This is a genomic window from Pseudoclavibacter sp. JAI123, from assembly GCF_013409665.1.
Classification (GTDB): Bacteria; Actinomycetota; Actinomycetes; order Actinomycetales; family Microbacteriaceae; genus Pseudoclavibacter.
In genome coordinates this window covers 1,208,341-1,227,918 of sequence record NZ_JACCCM010000001.1, presented here as the reverse complement: position 1 = coordinate 1,227,918, position 19,578 = coordinate 1,208,341, and the positions used below count along the sequence as shown (strand labels likewise).

General features: G+C 69.7%; 17 protein-coding genes. 2 read left to right on the top strand and 15 right to left on the bottom strand.

Annotation, left to right across the window (positions count from 1 at the left end; translation table 11 throughout):
- Positions 1–24 precede the first annotated feature (24 nt).
- The 14 genes from HDC34_RS05760 to HDC34_RS05695 form a co-directional block, all read right to left on the bottom strand.
- Positions 25–1,542, bottom strand: a complete 1,518-nt coding sequence (locus HDC34_RS05760; protein WP_179556219.1) for an aldehyde dehydrogenase (NADP(+)) — start codon at positions 1,540–1,542, stop codon at positions 25–27.
- 13 nt (positions 1,543–1,555) lie between these two features.
- Entirely contained in the window at positions 1,556–2,563 is a 1,008-nt protein-coding gene (locus HDC34_RS05755) for a proline racemase family protein (protein WP_179556218.1), read from the bottom strand.
- 38 nt (positions 2,564–2,601) lie between these two features.
- Positions 2,602–3,543 (bottom strand): dihydrodipicolinate synthase family protein, encoded by a 942-nt coding sequence (locus HDC34_RS05750; protein WP_179556217.1) that lies wholly within the window; start codon positions 3,541–3,543, stop codon positions 2,602–2,604.
- A complete protein-coding gene (locus tag HDC34_RS05745; RefSeq protein ID WP_179556216.1) occupies positions 3,540–5,024 on the bottom strand; it encodes an NAD(P)/FAD-dependent oxidoreductase in 1,485 nt (494 codons plus the stop codon). Before HDC34_RS05745 ends, HDC34_RS05750 begins: the two co-directional genes overlap by 4 nt.
- The gene (locus tag HDC34_RS05740) at positions 5,021–5,299 is read right to left on the bottom strand and encodes a (2Fe-2S)-binding protein (RefSeq protein WP_179556215.1); all 279 of its coding nucleotides are present in this window, start codon (positions 5,297–5,299) and stop codon (positions 5,021–5,023) included. The genes HDC34_RS05745 and HDC34_RS05740 overlap by 4 nt, the downstream gene beginning before the upstream one ends.
- A complete protein-coding gene (locus tag HDC34_RS05735; protein ID WP_179556214.1) occupies positions 5,296–6,480 on the bottom strand; it encodes an FAD-binding oxidoreductase in 1,185 nt (394 codons plus the stop codon). The genes HDC34_RS05740 and HDC34_RS05735 overlap by 4 nt, the downstream gene beginning before the upstream one ends.
- An 86-nt stretch (positions 6,481–6,566) precedes the next feature.
- Positions 6,567–7,277, bottom strand: coding sequence for an ABC transporter ATP-binding protein (locus HDC34_RS05730; RefSeq protein ID WP_104312752.1), 711 nt, complete (start codon positions 7,275–7,277; stop codon positions 6,567–6,569).
- Entirely contained in the window at positions 7,274–8,275 is a 1,002-nt protein-coding gene (locus tag HDC34_RS05725) for an ABC transporter ATP-binding protein (RefSeq protein ID WP_179556213.1), read from the bottom strand. Before HDC34_RS05725 ends, HDC34_RS05730 begins: the two co-directional genes overlap by 4 nt.
- Entirely contained in the window at positions 8,272–9,402 is a 1,131-nt protein-coding gene (locus HDC34_RS05720; RefSeq protein ID WP_104312754.1) for a branched-chain amino acid ABC transporter permease, read from the bottom strand. The genes HDC34_RS05725 and HDC34_RS05720 overlap by 4 nt, the downstream gene beginning before the upstream one ends.
- 4 nt (positions 9,403–9,406) lie before the next feature.
- Positions 9,407–10,297 (bottom strand): branched-chain amino acid ABC transporter permease, encoded by an 891-nt coding sequence (locus HDC34_RS05715; protein ID WP_068479389.1) that lies wholly within the window; start codon positions 10,295–10,297, stop codon positions 9,407–9,409.
- Between the two features lie 57 nt (positions 10,298–10,354).
- Positions 10,355–11,554, bottom strand: a complete 1,200-nt coding sequence (locus tag HDC34_RS05710) for a branched-chain amino acid ABC transporter substrate-binding protein (RefSeq protein WP_179556212.1) — start codon at positions 11,552–11,554, stop codon at positions 10,355–10,357.
- A gap of 150 nt (positions 11,555–11,704) precedes the next feature.
- The gene (locus HDC34_RS05705) at positions 11,705–12,379 is read right to left on the bottom strand and encodes a GntR family transcriptional regulator (RefSeq protein WP_179556211.1); all 675 of its coding nucleotides are present in this window, start codon (positions 12,377–12,379) and stop codon (positions 11,705–11,707) included.
- Positions 12,380–12,483: 104 nt separating this feature from the next.
- Positions 12,484–13,026: an EVE domain-containing protein gene (locus HDC34_RS05700; RefSeq protein ID WP_179556210.1), complete on the bottom strand. Its 543-nt coding sequence runs from the start codon at positions 13,024–13,026 to the stop codon at positions 12,484–12,486.
- Positions 13,027–13,053: 27 nt separating this feature from the next.
- On the bottom strand, positions 13,054–13,590 hold the full coding sequence (locus HDC34_RS05695; RefSeq protein WP_104254078.1) for a DUF4916 domain-containing protein: 537 nt from the start codon (positions 13,588–13,590) through the stop codon (positions 13,054–13,056).
- 31 nt (positions 13,591–13,621) lie between these two features.
- Between HDC34_RS05695 and HDC34_RS05690 the strand changes: the two genes are divergently transcribed.
- Positions 13,622–14,320: an alpha/beta hydrolase gene (locus HDC34_RS05690; RefSeq protein WP_179556209.1), complete on the top strand. Its 699-nt coding sequence runs from the start codon at positions 13,622–13,624 to the stop codon at positions 14,318–14,320.
- Positions 14,321–14,342: 22 nt separating this feature from the next.
- Here HDC34_RS05690 and HDC34_RS05685 read toward each other — a convergent pair whose 3' ends face one another.
- Entirely contained in the window at positions 14,343–14,522 is a 180-nt protein-coding gene (locus HDC34_RS05685; RefSeq protein WP_104254080.1) for a PspC domain-containing protein, read from the bottom strand.
- A 126-nt stretch (positions 14,523–14,648) separates the two neighbouring features.
- On the opposite strand from HDC34_RS05685, the gene HDC34_RS05680 reads away from it, so the two are divergent.
- Positions 14,649–19,574 (top strand): DEAD/DEAH box helicase, encoded by a 4,926-nt coding sequence (locus HDC34_RS05680; RefSeq protein ID WP_179556208.1) that lies wholly within the window; start codon positions 14,649–14,651, stop codon positions 19,572–19,574.
- Positions 19,575–19,578 lie beyond the last annotated feature (4 nt).

Here is a 19,578-nt window from a genome sequence, read left to right as displayed (position 1 = left end):
CCTTGCGGCGACTCGGCGAGAAGCTCAGGCCCGAGAGCCCCAGCTGACCGACTGTCCTACTGACGCACGCTGCTGCGGCACACCCCACGGGTTGGCGTCCTGCAGCGGCTCGGGCAGCGCGTCCTGTGGCGCGCCCTGGTAGGCGACGCCTCGCAGGAAGCGGGAGATGGAGGCGGTACCGACCGAGGTCGATGTGTCGTTCGAGGTCGCCGGGTAGGGACCGCCGTGCTGCATGGCGGGCGTCACGGCGACGCCGGTGGGCCACCCGCCGAAGAGGACGCGTCCCGTCTTCCGGGCAAGCCCCGCGACGAGCGATGACAGTGCCGTCGACTGCTCCCCCGCGGCAGCGTGCACCGTTCCGGTGAGGTTGCCGACGTACAGCTCGTCGAGGCTGGGCGCGAGCGAGGCCTCGTCGTCGTACTCGACGATGACGGAGAACGGACCGAAGACCTCGTCGAGCAGCGTCTCGTCGCCCGCCGAGAGCTTGCTCGCGGGCACGGCCACGATGGTCGGCGTCGCCCACACGTTGCCGTCGTCGTCGCTGCGCACGGTGCCCTCGGCGACGACGCGCACGCCGTCGGCCGCGAGCACGTCGGCGCGGCGCTGGAGGTAGGCCCGGCCGATGCTCGGGTTGAGGAGGCGGTGCTCGGCGGCCTGCTCGGCTGCCTGCGAGACGCGCAGCTCGAGCTCGCCGGCGGCATCAGTCGTGGGCACCCAGAGGAAGCCGGGCTTCGTGCACAGCTGGCCAGCGGAGCCGGCGACGGAAGCGGCGTAGCCTGCCGCGATCTCCTCGCCGCGCTCGGCGAGCGCGGCGGCGGTCACGAAGACCGGGTTGACGCTGCCGAGCTCCCCGTAGAACTGGATGGGCCGGGGGCGCGCCGCGGCCTTGTCGGCGAGCAGACGGCCCACGCGGATCGACCCCGTGAAGGTGCCGACGTCGACGCGGTCATCCTCGAGCACGGTGACGCCAGCCTGCTGGCCGAGCACAAGCGCGAAGACTCCATCAGGAGCTCCGGCTGCGCGGAGCGCGTCCTCGACGACGCGTGCCGTCGCGACCGAGAGCTCCGGGTGGCCGGAGTGGCCCTTGACGATGAGCGCGCAGCCCGCCGCGAGCGCCGCGGCCGAGTCACCGCCCGCCACCGAGAAGGCGAAGGGGAAGTTGGAGGCGGAGAAGTTGACGGCGACGCCGACGGGCACGAGCATCCGGCGCACGTCGGGCCGTGGGCCGAGCACGAAGTCGGGGTCGGCCTCGTCGAGGCGCACGTCGAGGTAGGCGCCGTCACGGATGACGTCCGCGAAGAGGCGGATCTGCACAGTGGTGCGCTTCAGCTCGCCCGTGAGCCTCGCCTGCGCGAGGCCCGTCTCCCGCATGCCGATGGGGATGAGCTGCCCCGCCGCCTGATCGAGGGCGTCCGCGACCGCGATGAGCGCCGACGCTCGTTCGGTCGGGGGCGTCGCCGCCCAGACCGGGGCGGCGAGGGCCGCCGCCGCGAGGATCTGCTCGAGCTCGGCGTCTGTGGTGTGCGGGGTGGGTGTGCTCATCGATGAGTCCAATCTAGAATTCGAAACCCGCGGGGAACGGGTCTGTCGGGTCGAGCAGGTACTGGCCCATGCCGGTGATCCACGCGCGCCCCGTGATGGTGGGGATCACGGCCGCGCGTTCGCCGACCTGCACCTCGTCGATGAGTCGGCCGGTGAAGCTCGTGCCGATGAACGACTCGTTGACGAAGTCGGTGTGCAGCGGCAGCTCGCCCCTGGCATGCAGCTCTGCCATGCGCGCGGACGTGCCGGTGCCGCACGGCGAGCGGTCGAACCAGCCGGGGTAGATCGCCATGGCGTGCCGCGAGTGGGCTGCGTCGGAGCCCGGCGCGATGAACTCGACGTGGTGCACGTGGTCGACGCCCTCGATAGTCGGATGCTGCGGCGCGTCGTGGGCGTTGATCGCGTCCATGATGGCGAGGCCGGCGCGCAGGATGTCATCCTTGCGGCGTCGATCGAACGGCAGGTCGACGTCGTCGAGGTCGACCATGGCGTAGTAGTTCCCGCCGAATGCCAGCGAGTACCTCAGCGCGTCGATGCCGAGTTCCGGCACCGGGACGACGGCGTCGAGGCGTTCGCAGAAGCTGGGCACGTTCTCGATGGTAACGCTAACAGCGCGTCCTTCGCTCACTTCCACACGAGCGATCACGAGACCGGCTGGCGTATCGAGCCGGATCACCGTCTCCGGCTCCTGCACCTCGACCATCCCCGTCTCGACCAGCACCGTCGCCGTCCCGATCGTGCCGTGCCCGCACATCGGCAGCAGACCGGAGACCTCGATGTAGAGGACCCCGAAGTCGGCGTCGGGCCGCGTCGGCGGCTGCAGGATGCTCCCGCTCATGGCGGAGTGCCCGCGCGGCTCGCGCATGAGGAACGTGCGCAGGTCGTCGCGGTGCTCCTGCACGTAGAGGCGCTTCTCGTTCATGGTGGTGCCGGGAATCACCCCGACACCGCCCGTGACGACCCTGGTCGGCATCCCCTCGGTGTGGGAGTCGACGGCGGAGATGACTCGTGATGCTCGCATGTCAGTTGACCTCAGGCTGTGGAGTGGAAGGTGCGACCCTACTGGAGGGTGACGAGCGCGTCGAGGGCGCGCTGCGTGTCGGCGCGCACCTGCGCCTCCATCGCGGGCGTGAGCGCGGCGCGCGGCGGACGGCAGGGCCCGCCGTTGCGGCCGACCATGTCCATCCCGAGCTTGATGGCCTGCACGAACTCCGGGCGCGAGTCCCAGCGGAACGCCGCGATGAGGCTCTTGTAGATCTCTCGCGCCTCGACGTAGCGGCCAGCGGCCATGTGGTCGTAGATCGCGACCGCCTCCGCGGGGAACACGTTGGGGTAGCCCGCGAACCAGCCCGTCGCGCCGTCGATCATGAGCTCGAAGAGCACGTCGTCGCTGCCGGCGATGACGTCGATGCTCGAGCCGGCCGCCTCGCAGGCCTCCTGGATCTCGAAGGCGCGTCGCACGTCGCCAGAGAACTCCTTGACGGCGACGATGCCGTCGATCTTCGCGATCTCGGCGACGAGACGCGGCGTGATGTCGACCTTCGTGTCGAGCGGGTTGTTGTAGATCATGACGGGGAGCCCGACCTCGGCGACCTTAGCGAAGTGCTCGACGACGTCGGCGTCCGCCGAGCGGTACATCGTCGGCGGGAGGCAGAGCACACCGTGGGCTCCGTCTTCCTTCGCGAGCTGCGTCCAGTGCTGCGCCTGGTGCCACCCGGGCCCGTGCACGCCCGCGACGACGATGCCGCGGTCGCCGACGGTCTCGACAGCCACCTGCACGACCTTGCGGCGCTCCTCGTCAGTGAGGGATGAGTACTCGCCGAGCGAGCCGTTGGGCCCAACACCCCGGCAGCCGTTCTCGATGAGCCAGTTGCAGTGCTCGGCGTAGGCGTCGTAGTCGACGGCGAGACCGGCGGGCGCCGAGGCGTCCTCCTTGTAGGGGAGGGCCGTCGCGACGACGACGCCGCCGAGGTCGAGGTGCGTGGAAGCTGTTTCGGTCATGGGTCTTGCCTTCCTGTCAGGGGGTGCTGCTCTTCTGAGATGCCTGCCAGCTCTGCGAGCCGGATGGGGGTCTGGATGGGGCGGCGGTCGACGATGCCCTCGTCGAGTTCGCCGGTCGAACCGGTCGCCGCCTGCAGCAGCTCCTCGGCGCTGCGGCCGCAGATGCGCGCCTGGCAGATGCCGAGGCCCGCGCGGGTGGCGAGCTTCTGGGAGCGCAGGCTGCGTGAGCCGGTGGCGGCCGCCTTGCCGCGGAGCTGGCCTGCGGTGACTTCCTCGCAACGGCACACGATCGTGTCGTCGCGAAGCCAGTCCTGCCAGCCTGGCCGCACCCCGTGGGCGGCGTCGATGCGGGCGGCGAACGCGCCGAAGACGGCGCGCCTGCGCTGCGCGTCGCTAACCTGCGGGTCCCGAGCGGCGCCGCCGGCGGCGCAGTGCCCCGCGACGCGACCCTCGGCAAGCGAGAGGTCGACGCCCCCGATGCCGGTCACCTCCCCGGCCGCGTAGACGCCTGCCGCGCTCGTCGCGCAGGACTCGTCGATGACCACGAATCTGTCGTCGCTCAGCGCGCATCCGGCCGCGATGGCGACCTCGAGGCGGGGCGTGAACCCGTGCGTGACGCACACGGCGTCGCAGGCCACCTGCCGCTCACTGCCGGGGATCGGCCGCCACTGGGCGTCGATGCTGGCGATCGTCACGCGCTCGACCCGGCCGTCGCCGTGCGCCTCCACGACGGCCTCGCCGACGCGGTACGGGATGCGGTGACGCAGCTGACCTGCCACGTAGCCGAAGAGCTCGCTCACCTTGCCCGGCGCACCGGCCAGCTGCCACGGCTTGGGCAGCCAGCCAGAGGCGAGACGCGGGATGCGGTTGGCTTCGACGACCTCGATGACGCGCGAACCCACCTGCGCGAGGGACGCAGCGACGGGCAGGAGGAACGGGCCGGCACCCGCGACGACGACGTTGCCGCCGACCGCGATGCGCTCGCTCTTCGCGAAGGCCTGGGCAGCCCCGCCAGTGAAGACGCCGGGCAGATCCCAACCCGGGAAGGGGAGCGTGCGGTCGTGCGCCCCGGTCGCGATGACGATGGCGTCCGGCCTGAGCGTCGACGGTACGCGCGTCGCCGCGTCGGCCGGGCCGGTGAGGAGCTGCAGCGTCGGGACGCCGAGGCCGGGGCCCCGACCAGCCGCAGTCGGAGCATCCACGGCCCAGACGCTGGTCTCGGCGAGCACGGTGATGTCGGGGCTCGAGCGGACTCGACGCTCGAGGTCCTGGTACGTCGACCAGCCGTGGTGCATCGCTGACTGTCGGTGGCCGTCACGCTCGTCCGGCAGGTGTCGCCAGTACTGGCCACCGAGCTCACGACTCGACTCGACGAGCGTCACGCGTGCGCCGTGCTCCGCCGCGGCCACTGCGGCCGCGAGACCGGCCGGTCCCCCGCCGACGACGGCGACGTGGCGCCGTTCTCGCTGCGTCGAGGTCATTGGGAGCTCACCTCGTCCCCGTCGCACGCGCGTCGCTGACAGGCGCGCACATCCGGAACCCCGTCGACGGTGACGAGGCAGTCAAAGCACACACCGATGCCGCAGAACAGTCCGCGGGGCCTGCCCGCGACCGCCGTCTCGCGCCAGGCGACGCGGCCGGAGCCGAGGAGGACACCCGCGATGCTCTGCCCCGCGATGCCCTCGACGGGCTCGCCGTCGACCGTGATGCGGACGGGCCTCTCGACCCCATCGCGCCGGACTGGACGTTCGCTCATGCGACGGCCTCCAACTCGGCGGCGAGGGCCTGTCGAGACGGAGCGAAGTGGGCGGCGTCGATCTGCGTCGGCTTCCCATCCATGAGGTCGCCGATGAGCGTGGCCGTCGGCAACGAGAGGCCGATGCCGGCCCCCTCGTGGCCCGTCGCGTGCCACAGGCCCGGGAGGCGTGGATCGGCGCCGATGAGCGGCAGATGGTCGGGCATGTACGGGCGGAACCCCGAGTAGCTGCGGATGATCGCCGTCTCGGCGAGGAACGGGAAGATCGACATGGCCTTCCTCGCGAGCTCGCTCAGCACGTTGGCGCGGAACGCGTCGTCGAAGCCGACCTGCTCGCGACTCGAGCCGATGAGCACCGTGCCACCTGGCGTCGACTCGACGACGCTCGAGGTCATGAGGGCGACGTCACCGGAACCGACGGCGCCGACGTAGTCGGCGTCGTACACCTTGTGGAACACCCGCTGCGGCATCTTCGCAGTGACCAGCACAACTCCTCGACGCGGGCGCACCGGCAGGGGCATGCCGAGAACGGCCGACACGTCACCTGACCAGGGACCCGCCGCGACGACGACGTCGTTGCCGCGCACATCCCCCGCGGTCGTCCGCACGCCCACGAGCCTGCCGCCGTTGCGGAGGGCTCCCGTCACCTCGTGGTGCTCCAGGATGCTCGCCCCGCGCAGGCGCGCGAGGGCCACGAGCGCCTCGGTCGCGATGGTCGGCTGCACCTGACTGTCGCCCGGATACCAGACGGCTGCGGTCATGCGATCGGTGAGCCACGGCTCGAGTCGGCGTGCCTCTGCGAGCGTGACCGGCTCGGCCGCGATGTCGGCTTCGCGCTGCGTGGTCGCGAAATCGAGGAGCGCGGATGCTCCCCCGTCGGTCGTCGCGACGACGAGGCCGCCCTTGGCCTCGAACTCGATGTCGGGGAAGTCGCCGCCGAGTTCGTCGCGGAAGGTGTTCGCAAGCCTGGACCAGGCCGCATTCGCGAGCTTGGAGAGCTCGAGCTCCGCCCCGGGGCCCTTGTCCGAGACGAGCAGATTGCCCTCGCAGTGCGCACTGGTGCCGCTCGCGACTCGCCCGCGCTCGACGAGCACCACCCGGCGACCTCGGCCGGCGAGCTCAGCCGCGCACGCCGCGCCGATGATGCCGCCACCGATCACGACGACGTCGTAGCTGCTCATCCCGCACCTCCTGTCAGTAATATGTCACACACCAGTTGCCCTTGCAAGACTGGCCCGCCCCTCGCGCGGGACGGGCCAGGTGGCGGTCAGCCCAGGTAGGCCTCGATGACCGCCTTGTCCTTCGCCAGGTCGGACGCGAGGCCGGAGAGCGTCACATGCCCGTGCTCGATGACGTACGCGCGGTGCGCGACCTTCAACGCCGCACGCGCGTTCTGCTCGACAAGCAGCACCGTGGCACCACGCTCGTTGATGCGCCCGATCAGCTCCATCACCTGCTTCACGACAAGCGGCGCCAGTCCCATCGACGGCTCGTCGAGCAGCATGAGCTTCGGTCCACCGACGTACGCGCGCGCAATGGCGACCATCTGCTGCTCACCACCAGACAGGGTTCCGCCCTGCTGCGTGCGCCGCTCGAGCAGGCGCGGCATGAGCTCGTAGCACTCCTCGACACGGTCGGCCACGACCTTCGGGTCCTTGACCTGGTACCCGCCGAGCAGCAGGTTCTCGTGCACCGACATGGTCGAGAAGATGCGACGCCCCTCAGGCACGTGGATGAGCCCGTCGCGCACGAGGTCCCACGGCTTGGCGCTCGAGATGTCCTTGCCGCGCCAGGTGATCGTGCCGCTCTTCGCCCTGGCCAGACCAGAGAGCATCGTGAGCGTGCTCGTCTTGCCCGCACCGTTGTTGCCGAGCAGCGAGACGACCTCGCCCTCGTTCACCTCGATCGACAGCCCCCGCAGCGCCTGCACGCGCCCGTAGAAGAGGTCGACGTCCTTCACCTCGAGTTCAGCGCTCATGACCGTTCCTCCTCCGCAGAGCCCTGCTCCGCGATGTCCTCTTCGTCGATCCGGTCGCGGAGCGTGCGCGGACGCTCCGGGGAGTCGAGCTGCTCCTCGCCGACCTCCTCGGCCACCTCGTCCTCCGGATCCTCGACCCCCAGGTACGCCTCGATGACCCTCGGGTCGTTCTTGACGTCCTCCGGCAGGCCATCCGCGATTTCACGGCCGAAGTTGAGCACGATCACGCGCTCCGAGATCTCCATCACGAGCCCCATGTCGTGCTCGATGAGCACGATGCCGACCCCCAGGTCCCTGATCTTGCGGATGAGCGAGATCAGCTCCTGCTTCTCGTTGTGATTGAGGCCGGCCGCGGGCTCGTCGAGCAGCAGCAGCTTGGGCTGCGTGGCCAGCGCGCGGGCGATCTCCACACGCCGCTGCTCGCCATAGGGCAGCTGCGACGCGAGCAGGTCGTCGTCCAGCGAGTAGCCGACGAAGTCGAGCCAGCCACGCGCATCCTCGAGCGCCTGCGCCTCGATCTTCCTGTAGCCGATCGTGTGCAGCATCGTCTGGAACACGTTCTGCCGGATGCGCGCGTGCATCGCCGTCTTCACGTTGTCGATGACGGACATGTCGCGGAACATGCGCACGTTCTGGAACGTGCGGCTCAGCCCGAGGCGCGTGATCGTCGACGGCTGCTTGCGCATGATGTCGACGCCGTCGAACGTGATCGTGCCCGACGTCGGCCGGTAGAACCCCGTGATGCAGTTGAACGCGCTTGTCTTGCCGGCGCCGTTCGGGCCGATCACCGAGATGATCTCGCCCGCGTACGCGTCGAACGACGTGCCGTCGACGGCCTTCACTCCGCCGAACTGCAGGCGCAGGTCGCGGACGGACAGCAGCGGCTCCCCGGAGTGCGCCCGCCTGAACTCCTCGGCAACCGCGGTCACCGACTCCGTCTTCGGCACATCGATCGGCGCGGTCCCGTAGACCTCACCCGTGCCTGAACCCTGGCTCATGCCTGCTCCTTCGAGAGGTCGATATTGGCGTCCGGTGCCTCGTGGGCCGAGAAGCCGTCCTTCGGGGACGGCGGCTCGCCCTTGGCGCGCGACTTGAGGAACGGCAGGATCGCCGTCGCCGGCCAGATGCCCTGCGGCCGGAAGATCATCATGACCACCAGCAGCACGCCGAAGACGAGGAAGCGCCAGTCGGAGAAGTCGCGGAGGATCTCGGGCAGCAGCGAGACGAGCAGCGCACCCACGATGACGCCGGGGATGGACCCCATGCCGCCGAGCACGACCGCCATGAGCAGCAGGGCCGAGTTCAGGAACACGAACGACGTCGGGCTGATGGCCGTCTGGTGCGCTGCCATGAGCACGCCGGCGAGCCCGCCGAACACCGCGCCGAGCACGTACGCGCCGAGCTTCGTCGTATACGTGTTGACGCCCATCGCCTCGGCTGCGTCCTCGTCGTCCTTGATCGCGCGCCAGGCACGCCCCATCTTCCCCTTGCCCAGACGGGAGGCTGCGATGATCGCGGCACCTCCCGCGATGATGACGCAGAGGAAGTACAGGAGGATCTTGCCGTTGAACTCGATACCGCCGATCGTGAGGCCGTCGGCGAACGACCAGCCGAAGAACTCGAACGTGTCGATGCCGGAGATGCCGGATGGACCGCCCGTGACCTCGAGGTTGTTGGCCGTGAGTCGGATGATCTCGCCGAAGCCGAGCGTGACGATCGCGAGGTAGTCGCTGCGCAGGCGCAGCGTCGGCCCGCCGATGATGAGCCCGGCGAGGATGCACGCCACGATGACGAACGGGATCGTCGCGATGAGCGGCATGTCCAGCAGCGTGTTGAGCACGCCGGCCGTGTACGCGCCGACCGCGAAGAAGGCGTAGTAGCCGAGGTCGAGGAGGCCCGCGTAGCCGACGACGATGTTGAGGCCCATCGCGAGCATGATGTAGATCATCGCCGAGGTGCCGATGGAGATGACGTACGGCGTCGCGTTGATGAACGGCAGCAGGAACGCGAAGAGGAACAGCACGAGCCCCACGAGGTTCATGAAGGTCTTCGGGTTCCGGATGCCAGTGCGCGGTGTCGGCCGCTCGACGGTGGGCGCAGGCGCCTGGAGTCTGATGTCGGTCATGGGGTCACATCCGTTCCACGACGCGGGCACCGAGGATGCCGGTCGGTCTGAAGGACAGGAAGAGGATCAGGCACGCGAACGAGAACACGTCACGCCACTCCCCGCCGAGCCAGTGGGTGCCGAACGCTTCGAGCAAGCCGAGCACGAGGCCCCCGAGCATGGCGCCGTAGAGGTTTCCGATGCCGCCGATGACGGCGGCCGTGAACGCCTTCAACCCGATGACGAAGCCGGCGAGGAAGTCGATGGTGCCGTAGTAGGCGCCAGCCATGACCCCGGCGGCGCCCGCGAGCGCGGAGCCGATGAAGAACGTGCGCGAGATGACCTTGTTGACGTTGACGCCCATGAGCTGGGCTGCCGTGGGGTCGAGCGCGATGGCGCGCATGGCCCGCCCGTCGCGGGAGCGCATGATGTAGGTGTTGAGGCCGAACATGAGGGCGGCCGCGACGAGCATCATGACGATCTGCGGCATCGTGATGCGGCCGCCGAGCAAGTCGAGCGTCTCGCCCTCGAGACGCGTCGGGTACACCTTGGGGTCCGGCCCGAAGATCTGGCGCACGCCGTACTCGAGGATGAACGACATGCCGACCGCGGTGATGAGCACGGCGAGTCTGGGGCTCGAGCGCAGCGGGCGGTAGGCCACCCGCTCGATCGTCACGCCGAGGATGCCGGTGAAGATCATCGCGAGCAGCATGACGAGCAGGATCGAGAGGATGCCGCCCCCGGCGAGGCCGGAGAAGGCTGAGAAGATCGTGAGGCCGGCGAACGCGCCGACCATGTAGACGTCGCCGTGCGCGAAGTTGAGCAGCTTGATGATGCCGTACACCATGCTGTACCCGAGCGCGACGAGCGCGTAGAAGGATCCGACGAAGAGCCCGTCGATGATGAGTTGAATCACAGTGGTTCCTGACTGCAGAAGCGGGCGGGGAGTTCCCTCCCCGCCCGCCGTGGCTGACTAGCTCTTCAGGTCATCCTCGAGGATGAAGGTGCCGTCGGGTCCGACGGTGACGATGGCGAATCCGCCCTCGGTCAGCGTTCCCTCTTCCGTGAAGGTGAGGGGGCCGGAGAAGATGTCGAAGCCGTCGAGCGCGTTGAGCGCCTCGATGACCGCGGGTCCATCAGTGCTTCCTGCATCCTCGATCGCCTGGGCGACGACGCGGACGGCGTCGTAGCTCTGCGTCGAGTACGGGCCGGGAGCCGCGCCGAACTTCTCCGTGTAGGCGTCGATCCACTCGGTTGCACCCTCGAGCATGTCGGGGGTCTGCGTGAACGTGCCGAGCACACCCTCGGACGAGCTGCCGGCGATCTCAGCGAACTTCGCGTCGACCGAGCCGTCGGCGACCATGATCTTGCCGGTGTAGCCAGCGGCACGCAGCTGCTGCGTGATCAGGCCACCCTCCTGGTAGTAGCCGGTCCAGTACATCATGTCCGGGTTCGCCGAGACGACCTTGTTGACGTTGGCCGCGTAGTCGGATTCGCCCGCGTTGACGGACTCCTCGAGGACGACCTCGATGCCGAGCTCCTTGGCCTGCTCGGAGGCGGACTTCGCGAGGTCCGTCGAGTAGTCGGTGTTGTCATCGACGAGCGCGAGCGTCTTGACGCCCTGCTTCTCGGCGTACTTGAGCATGGCCTGGGCCTGCTGCGTGCCGGTGCCGTTGATGAGGAACACGTTGTCGAGGCCGGCCGCGACGAGCTGGTTCGAGTTGGCGGCCGGGATCACCATGGGGATTTCCGCCGTGTTGAAGATCGGGAGCGTCGGGAGCGTCGCGCCCGAGCAGTAGCCGCCCACGGAGGCGACGACGCCGTCGGTGACGAGCTTGTTCGCCGCGGCGGTCGCGCTGGTCGCGTCGCAGGCGTCGTCGGCGGTGACGAGCTCGAGCTGGCGGCCGAGGACGCCGCCGGCTTCGTTGAGCTCATCGATCGCCATCTTCGCGCCGTTCTCCATGTACGGGCCGAAGGCGGATTCGGATCCCGAGAAGGGGGCCGCGAGTCCGAGCTTGATCGGTCCGTCCTCGGACGCGGTGTCACCGCCTCCGGCGACACCTCCGGAGCATCCGGTCAGAGCCAGTGCGGCAGTTGCGAGGAGGGCTCCTGGGAGGAGCACCCGCTTCCAGAGGCCAGCACCCCGAGGGCTGGTGGAACGACGTGCAGTCATGGTGAGTTCCTTCCGAACAGACGTCAGAATCGCCGGACCATCTCCGGTGATGGGATGTCACACATTACTGTTCGGCGGACGCTCGCAGTAGACCCTTCAACACCCTTGAAACACAGTTGTTACAAAGTGTTTCACTAGGTGCAGGGCTTGCTAAGCCTCTTCGGGTAGGCCAGCCCACCAGCCGACGACGTGGCCGATGTGGCGGTGCATGAGCTCGGCAGCCTCATCCGCCTTGCCAGCCTCGAGCAGCACGAGGAGGTCCGCATGCTCGCGCGCCGAAGCGGCGAGCTCCTCGGAGCCGAGCATCTCCGTGAGGCCCGTGAGCCTCGTCTGCCGCCGCAGCGCCGTGACGATCGACACGAGCCGATCGTTGCCGGACAGACTGAGCAGCCGCTCGTGGAACTCGATGTCCACGGCCAGATACAGGGGCAGGTCACCCTCGGCCGAGGCGGCGTCGATCCGCGTCGCGAGGTCGCGCAGCTCGGTCCGAGGCGCGACAGGGAAATCGGCGGCGAGCTCCCGGACGACGGGCACCTCGAGCATCTGCCTGACCTCGACGATCTGCCGCAGCTCCTCCACCGAGACGTGCGTGACGCGGAAGCCCTTGTTGCGGACGGGTTCGACGAAGCCGAGCTTCTCGAGGTTCAGCATCGCCTCCCGCACGGGGGTGGCCGACACCTCGAACCGGGCCGCGAGCGCAGGCACGGAGACGAGGGTTCCAGCCGCCAGCCCACCGGACACGATGGCCGCGGCAACCGAGTCCTCGATCGTGGCACGCAGATTCGACTGCTGCGCCGCCGGCCTGAAGTCCAACGCGTCGATCATGGCACCCCGTTCATCGAGCTCACTCTGGTCGGAAGCGTAAGCACACCTCAGCGGTGCTCATCACGCACACTCAATAATGTGTCACATGGGCTGAAATTGCTCGATTAGAACCTGATCGAGTACGGATCCTCGCCCGAATCCGGCTCCCCACGCCCGGGCCGCTCCGCCGACTGCGCGAGGCCCGTCTCGCGGATGAGGCCCATCCCCAACGCACTCGGCTCAGGAGACGGGCGCCTGACGGCATCCTCGAAGATCTCGAAATCGCGGCGAGAGAGCTCCAGCCAGCCAGCACGCAGTCGCTCACCCCAGTACTTGTCGTTGCGCGTCAAGTCGAGGAGTTCTCGAAGCGGGCGGATGGGCGCGGGGCGCGCCTCGCGCATCCACTGCACCTCTCGGCGCCACGGCGACGAGCCCCGACCGCCGGCACGGTACGGCTCCTCGTCGAGCACGTACCCGGACTGCACCACGCTGCGCATGGGCTCGCCGTCAGGGTTGACCTCCCGCGGGCAGTAGATGACGACGCCGTCGGAGACCCCCATCTGCTCGACCCCCTCGAGCGCACCCCACGGAGCCTGCACGAAGCCGCCCTCGACCATCGCGAGGGCACGATCGAAGGGCTGCACGACGAGCCAGTAGCGGATGGCCATGGGAACGACGCCCGGCAGGGGTTGAGGCTAGGGCCAGAGGCCGAGGTGACCGATAGCAGTCCGCAGCACCTGGCCGCGTCCGCCCTCGAGCTCCTCGAGAAGATCGGGGTCGAGTGCCTGCTGCGGCGTCAGCCACGTGATCTCGAGCGCATCCTGGCGCGGGTTGCACTCCCCCGCGACGGGCACGATGAACTCGAGCGCGACCGCGTGCTGCCGCGAATCGAACAGACCGGAGCCGGGCATCGGCGAGAACTCGGCGACCGTGAACGGGGCGAGCGCCTGCGGCAGCGCAGGGAACGCCATAGTGCCGAGGTCCTTCTCCAGGTGCCGCAGCAGCGCATCCCGGATCGACTCGCCGTACTGCACGCGCCCCGACACGAACGAGCGCGTCATGACGCCCTGGTTGTCCGCGCGCAGCAGCACACCGAGATGCTCGACCTTCCCCGCGGCGTCGACACGCACCGGGATGGCCTCGACATACAGCATCGGCACGCGACGCCTGACGAGCGCGAGCTCGTCGTCGTTCATCCAGCCGGACTCAGGATCAGGAGTGCGCACCGTCATGACCCCATTGTGGACCATGTATGTTTCCCGGGTGAGCACTGCATCCACAGGTATCGACCCCACGACACTCCTCTGGCGCGGCGGCGACGCCGAGACGGCGGCCACGAGTAGGGTTCCTCTGGTCGTGGGCCTGCACGGATACGGCGCGGACGGCACCGACATCCTGAGCCTCACCGGCCAGCTGCCGCAGGGCTACCGCTACGTCTCGGTGCCTGCCCCGCACATCCAGCCGGAGGGCGGGCGCGAATGGTTCCCGTTGCGCTTCGCCGACCCGATGACCGGGGAAGTCGCCGTGGATGCCGACGCGCAGCTGAGCCTCGAGCGCGGTGCGAACGACGCGGCATCAGCGCTGCTCGAGCTGCTCGACGGGCTCGGCGTCTTCACCTCAGGCGCGCCGATCGCCCTGCTCGGCTACTCGCAGGGCAGCATCGTCGCCATGCAGGCGCTCCGTCAGCGACCGGGCTCGTTCGCCGGAGCACTCCTCATCTCCGGGCTCGTCGCCGTCGGCACGCTGCCGGGGGATGCCGAGCTCGCCCAGACGCGTCCGCCAGTCTTCTGGGGGCGCGGCGACGCCGACACCGTCATCCCCGCTCTCGCCGTCGAGCACACGGCGGCATGGCTCGAGGCCCACGCCGACGTCCAGAAGTACGTCGAGGCGGGCCTCGGTCACGCCGTGTCCGAGACGGAGCTGCCGCTCATGGCGGCGTTCCTCGAGCGGGTGCTTGAGTAGCTCTCGTCTCAGGCCGTTCTCGCTAGTCGTTCGGGATGAGCAGCCAGAGCGCCAGGTAGATGATGACCTGCGGGCCCGGGATGAGGACCGACAGGACGGTGAGCAGGCGGACGACGAACGGCGACCAGCCGAAACGCTGCGCGATACCCGCGCAGACACCGGCGATCATGCGGCCCCGGCGGGGGCGGACAAGACGCTTCATGTGAGATCACTCCTTCAGAATGTGGTGCGTCCAGCTTCGCCCATCACGGCTGAATGATCGTCCTCCGCGGGGTTGATCCCGTCCTCCTGGAGGCTGATGTCGGTGGTGTGTGGTTCTGTAGTCCCCATGCCGAAATCGACCGCGCTGGATGCGTTCTCACCCGCCACGCGGGAATGGTTCCAAGGCGCCTTCGTCGGCCCCACTGCCGTGCAGGACGCATCCTGGCGCGAGATCGCCGACGGGCATCACACGCTTGTCGTGGCGCCGACCGGTTCGGGCAAGACGCTCAGCGCGTTCCTCTGGGCGATCGACCAGCTGGCCGCCGAGCGCGGGGCGCAGAGCTCGGAGCCGAACGCCGAGCGTCGCACCCGAGTCGTGTACCTGTCGCCCCTCAAGGCCCTCGGCGTCGACGTCGAACGCAACCTGCACTCGCCGCTCGTCGGCATCACGCAGACGGCGAGGCGGCTCGGGGCCGTCGCTCCCGACATCCGCGTCGGCGTGCGCTCCGGCGACACGAGCCCCGCCGAGCGCAGGCAGCAGCTGCGCAACCCTCCTGACATCCTCATCACGACGCCAGAGTCGCTCTACCTCATGCTCACCTCTCAGGCGCGGAAGACGCTCACCGGCGTGACCACCGTCATCATCGACGAGGTGCACGCCGTCGCCTCGAGCAAGCGCGGTGCCCACATGGCGCTGACGCTCGAGCGGCTCGATGCCCTCCTCGACAAGCCGGCGCAGCGAATCGGACTCTCGGCGACCGTCCGCCCGCTCGACGAGATGTCGCGTTTCCTCGCAGGCAACGCTCCCGTCAAGGTGGTGGCGCCCCCGAGCACGAAGACCTTCAAGCTGGAGGTGCGCGTCCCGGTCGAAGACCTGAGCGACATCGGCATGACACGGGCGGGGGCCGCCACCCCGACCGCGGCCGACGCGTCCGGTGCCGTCGACGACGCCGACCCGTTCGCTGACTTCGAAGCGGGCGCCGCCGCGGGGACCCTGCGGGATCCGAAGGGCGACGCAGAAGAGAGCGGCTCGGTGTGGCCGCACATCGAAGAGTCCATCGCCGACCTCGTCGAGTCGCACCGCTCCACGATCGTGTTCGTCAACTCTCGGCGACTCGCCGAGCGTCTCACGGCGCGGCTCAACGAGATCGCGGAGGAGCGCGCGGCGGTCGACGCCCCGTCGATCGAGGCCGCCCACGAGAGCGATCCGTACGGTGCCGCGGCGCCCGGCGTGCGCTGGTCCTCCGGCGATCACAGCGCGAAGCCGAAACCCGACCCGAAGCGCCCGCCGGCCGTGTCGATGGGACAGGCAGGCCAGTCCGCCGGCGCCCCGCTGTCGTTTGCGCGCGCCCACCACGGCTCCGTCTCGAAGGAGTCTCGCGCCGAGGTCGAGAACGCGCTCAAGAGCGGCACGCTGCGCTGCGTCGTCGCGACCTCGAGCCTTGAGCTCGGCATCGACATGGGCGACGTCGACCTCGTCGTGCAGGTCGAGTCGCCGCCGTCGGTCGCGAGCGGCCTCCAACGGGTCGGCCGCGCCGGGCACCAGGTCGGAGAGACCTCGGAGGGCACGATCTTCCCCAAGCACCGAGCTGACGTGCTGCACTCCTCCGTGCTCGCTTCCCGCATGGTGACGGGGCAGATCGAGCGGATGCGGGTGCTCGCCAACCCGCTCGATGTGCTCGCCCAGCAGACCATCGCGGCCGCCGCCATCGAGGACCTCGACGTCGAGGAGTGGTTCGACCTCGTCCGCCGTTCGGCCCCGTTCGCGTGGCTGTCCCGCCCCCTGTTCGAGGCGACGCTCGACCTCCTCTCCGGCAAGTACCCGTCCGACCAGTTCTCCGAGCTGCGGCCCCGCCTCGTGTGGGACCGCGACCTCGGGCGCCTCACCGGCCGACCCGGTGCCGCCCGGCTGGCGGTCACCTCCGGCGGCACCATCCCGGATCGAGGACTCTTCGGCGTCTTCCTCGCGGGATCCGAGGACGCCGACGCGCAGCGCGGGCCGAGGCGCGTCGGCGAGCTCGACGAGGAGATGGTCTACGAATCACGCGTCGGCGACATCTTCGCCCTCGGCGCGACGAGCTGGCGCATCGCCGAGATCACGTTCGACCGTGTCCTCGTGACCCCCGCCTACGGCCAGCCGGGGCGCCTGCCGTTCTGGACCGGGGACGCCCTCGGACGCCCCTCCGAGCTCGGTCAGGCCATCGGTGCCATCACCCGCGAGATCGCCGCCAAGGGGCGCGTGCCGGAGGCGCTCTCCACGCTCATGGACGACAACGCCGTGCAGAACGCCGTCGCCTACGTCCGCGAGCAGCAGGACGCGACGGGGCAGGTGCCGAGCGACCACACGCTCATCGTCGAACGCACTCGGGACGAGCTCGGCGACTGGCGCATCATCCTGCACTCTCCGTACGGCTCCCCCGTGCACTCGCCCTGGGGGCTCATCGTCGCCGCGCGCATCCGCGACCAGTACGGACTCGACGGCGGAGTCGTCGCGAGCGATGACGGCATCATCGTTCGCATCCCCGAAGGCGACGCCGAACCGCCCGGGGCCGAGCTGTTCGCACTCGAAGCCGACGAGATCGAGCAGATCGTGGCACGCGAGGTGGGCGGCTCCGCGCTCTTCGCCTCGCGCTTCCGCGAGGCCGCGGCCCGAGCGCTGCTGCTTCCGCGCCTCAACCCCGGCAAGCGCTCCCCGCTGTGGCAGCAGCGACAGAAGGCGGCGCAGCTGCTCGACGTCGCCAAGCAGTACCCGACGTTCCCGATCATCCTCGAAGCCGTGCGAGAGGTCCTGCACGACGTCTACGATCTCGATGCGCTCGTCGACCTCGCCAAGCGCATCGCCGGGCGCGAGGTACGCCTCGTCGACGTCACGACCGAGCAGGCCTCTCCGTTCGCGCGAACGCTGCTGTTCGGCTACGTCGGCGCGTTCATGTACGAGGGCGACAGCCCGCTCGCGGAGCGCCGCGCGGCCGCGCTGGCCCTTGACACGAGCCTCCTCGCCGACCTGCTCGGCCGCGTCGAGCTGCGCGAGCTCCTCGACGCGAACGTCATCGCCAGACTCGAGGCAGAGCTGCAGCGCACGGCACCGGACAGGCGGGCCCGCGATGCTGAAGGCGTCGCCGACCTGCTGCGCGTGCTCGGACCGATCAGTGTCGAGGAGATCGCCGAGCGTCTGCTCGGCGACGACGCCCAAGGCACCGACGATGTCGAGGAGCCGGACGGCGGGCACGAGCGAGACGGAGACAGGGCGGAGCGCGAGGCGGCCGCCGAGGCGCGCCCCGGCGCGAGCATCGAGGTCGCGGAGCAGTACGCGGCTGAGCTCGTCAGCGCCAAGCGCGCCCTGCGCGTGCGCATCGCCGGCGTCGAGCGCATCGCCGCGATCGAGGACGCCAGCAGGCTCCGCGACGCGCTCGGGGTAGCGCTGCCGATCGGCGTTCCCGTCGCCTTCATCGACCCGGTCGACGACCCGGTCGGCGACCTCGTCTCCCGCTACGCGCGCTCGCACGGGCCATTCTCCGTCGCCGAGGTCGCGGAGCGCTACGGCACCGGGCAAGCCGTCGTGCGCGAGGCCCTCACCCGTCTCGAGCTGGCGCGCCGCGTCGTCGAGGGCGAGTTCCGCCCAGACCGCGAGGGCTCCGAGTGGGTCGACGAGACCGTGCTCAAGCGACTCCGCGCCCGCTCCCTCGCCGCGCTCCGCAGCGAGATCGAGCCGGTCGACCACTCCGCGTTCGCCAGGTTCCTTCCCGCCTGGCAGCACGTCGGCGGCGACCTGCGCGGCATCGACGGCCTCATCACCGTCATCGACCAGCTCGCGGGCGTGCCCGTCCCCGCATCGGCGCTCGAGACGCTCATCCTGCCCGCCAGGGTTCGCGACTACCACCCGAGCATGCTCGACGAGCTCACGACCGCGGGCGAGGTCCTGTGGCGCGGGCACGGCGCGATCGGCTCGAGTGACGGCTGGATCAGCCTGCACCTCGCCGACACTGCGCACCTCACGCTTCCCGACCAGCCAGAGGGCGAGCCGGATGCGCGCGGCAGGCACCTCCTCGACGCGCTCGCCGGCTCCGGCCCCGGCTTCTTCCCCCAGCTGTCGAGGCACGTGCGCCTGATGCTCGAACCCGAGTCAGTCAGCGACCGCGAGCTCTCCGACGCGCTCTGGGCGCTCGTCTGGCAGGGGCGCGTGACCAACGACACGCTTGCACCCCTGCGCGCGCTGCTCTCTGGCGGGCCGGGGGCGGCGAGCACCTCGGCGCACCGCGCCCCGAGCCGCGCCGCCCGCGGCAGGCTCTACCGCGGCCGTGTCGCCATGGCACCCAGCGACTCCGCCGGCAGCCCCACCGCATCCGCCTTCGCATCGCAGCGCCCCGCCCCATCGCAGCCCCACACGAGCGGACGCTGGACGCTCGGGCTGAACGGAGTCAGCGATGCGACCGAGCGCGGCCTCGCCATCGGGGACCTGCTGCTCGACCGCTACGGCATCGTGACCCGGGGCAGCGTCATGGCGGAGGAGATCCTCGGCGGTTTCGCGCTCGTGTACCGCGTCCTCGCGCGCTTCGAGGAGTCTGGCAAGGCCAGGCGAGGCTACTTCATCGAGAAGCTCGGCGCCGCCCAGTTCTCGACCGTTGGCGCCGTCGACCGCCTGCGCGGTTTCACGCACGAGCTCGACGCGGAGAAACGGTTCGAGACGCTGACGCTCGCCGCCACCGATCCAGCGAACCCATACGGCGCCGCCCTCGCGTGGCCCGACGCCGAGGAGTCGCAGACCAAGCACCGGCCAGGCAGGAAGGCCGGTGGGCTCGTCACGATGGTCGACGGTGAGCTCGCACTGTACGTCGAGCGCGGTGGCAAGACGCTCCTCACCTTCACCGACTCCGACGAGGTGCTCCGGGCGGCGGCGAGGTCGCTCGCCGAGACGATCGGGCGGGCGCGCATCCCGAACCTCGTGATCGAACGCGTCGACGGCACCTTCGTGCTCGAGACGCCCCTCGCGAGCATGCTGCAGGAAGGCGGGTTCTCGCTCACCACCCGCGGCCTGCGGATGCGCGGGAACTGAACAC

Excerpts from the sequence above, each read along its gene's own strand:
- HDC34_RS05760 (WP_179556219.1), bottom strand. The coding sequence starts at position 1,542 with ATGAGCACACCCACCCCGCACACCACAGACGCCGAGCTCGAGCAGATC.
- HDC34_RS05755 (WP_179556218.1), bottom strand. The coding sequence starts at position 2,563 with ATGCGAGCATCACGAGTCATCTCCGCCGTCGACTCCCACACCGAGGGG.
- HDC34_RS05750 (WP_179556217.1), bottom strand. The coding sequence starts at position 3,543 with ATGACCGAAACAGCTTCCACGCACCTCGACCTCGGCGGCGTCGTCGTC.
- HDC34_RS05745 (WP_179556216.1), bottom strand. The coding sequence starts at position 5,024 with ATGACCTCGACGCAGCGAGAACGGCGCCACGTCGCCGTCGTCGGCGGG.
- HDC34_RS05740 (WP_179556215.1), bottom strand. The coding sequence starts at position 5,299 with ATGAGCGAACGTCCAGTCCGGCGCGATGGGGTCGAGAGGCCCGTCCGC.
- HDC34_RS05735 (WP_179556214.1), bottom strand. The coding sequence starts at position 6,480 with ATGAGCAGCTACGACGTCGTCGTGATCGGTGGCGGCATCATCGGCGCG.
- HDC34_RS05730 (WP_104312752.1), bottom strand. The coding sequence starts at position 7,277 with ATGAGCGCTGAACTCGAGGTGAAGGACGTCGACCTCTTCTACGGGCGC.
- HDC34_RS05725 (WP_179556213.1), bottom strand. The coding sequence starts at position 8,275 with ATGAGCCAGGGTTCAGGCACGGGTGAGGTCTACGGGACCGCGCCGATC.
- HDC34_RS05720 (WP_104312754.1), bottom strand. The coding sequence starts at position 9,402 with ATGACCGACATCAGACTCCAGGCGCCTGCGCCCACCGTCGAGCGGCCG.
- HDC34_RS05710 (WP_179556212.1), bottom strand. The coding sequence starts at position 11,554 with ATGACTGCACGTCGTTCCACCAGCCCTCGGGGTGCTGGCCTCTGGAAG.
- HDC34_RS05705 (WP_179556211.1), bottom strand. The coding sequence starts at position 12,379 with ATGATCGACGCGTTGGACTTCAGGCCGGCGGCGCAGCAGTCGAATCTG.
- HDC34_RS05700 (WP_179556210.1), bottom strand. The coding sequence starts at position 13,026 with ATGGCCATCCGCTACTGGCTCGTCGTGCAGCCCTTCGATCGTGCCCTC.
- HDC34_RS05695 (WP_104254078.1), bottom strand. The coding sequence starts at position 13,590 with ATGACGGTGCGCACTCCTGATCCTGAGTCCGGCTGGATGAACGACGAC.
- HDC34_RS05685 (WP_104254080.1), bottom strand. The coding sequence starts at position 14,522 with ATGAAGCGTCTTGTCCGCCCCCGCCGGGGCCGCATGATCGCCGGTGTC.
- HDC34_RS05680 (WP_179556208.1), top strand. The coding sequence starts at position 14,649 with ATGCCGAAATCGACCGCGCTGGATGCGTTCTCACCCGCCACGCGGGAA.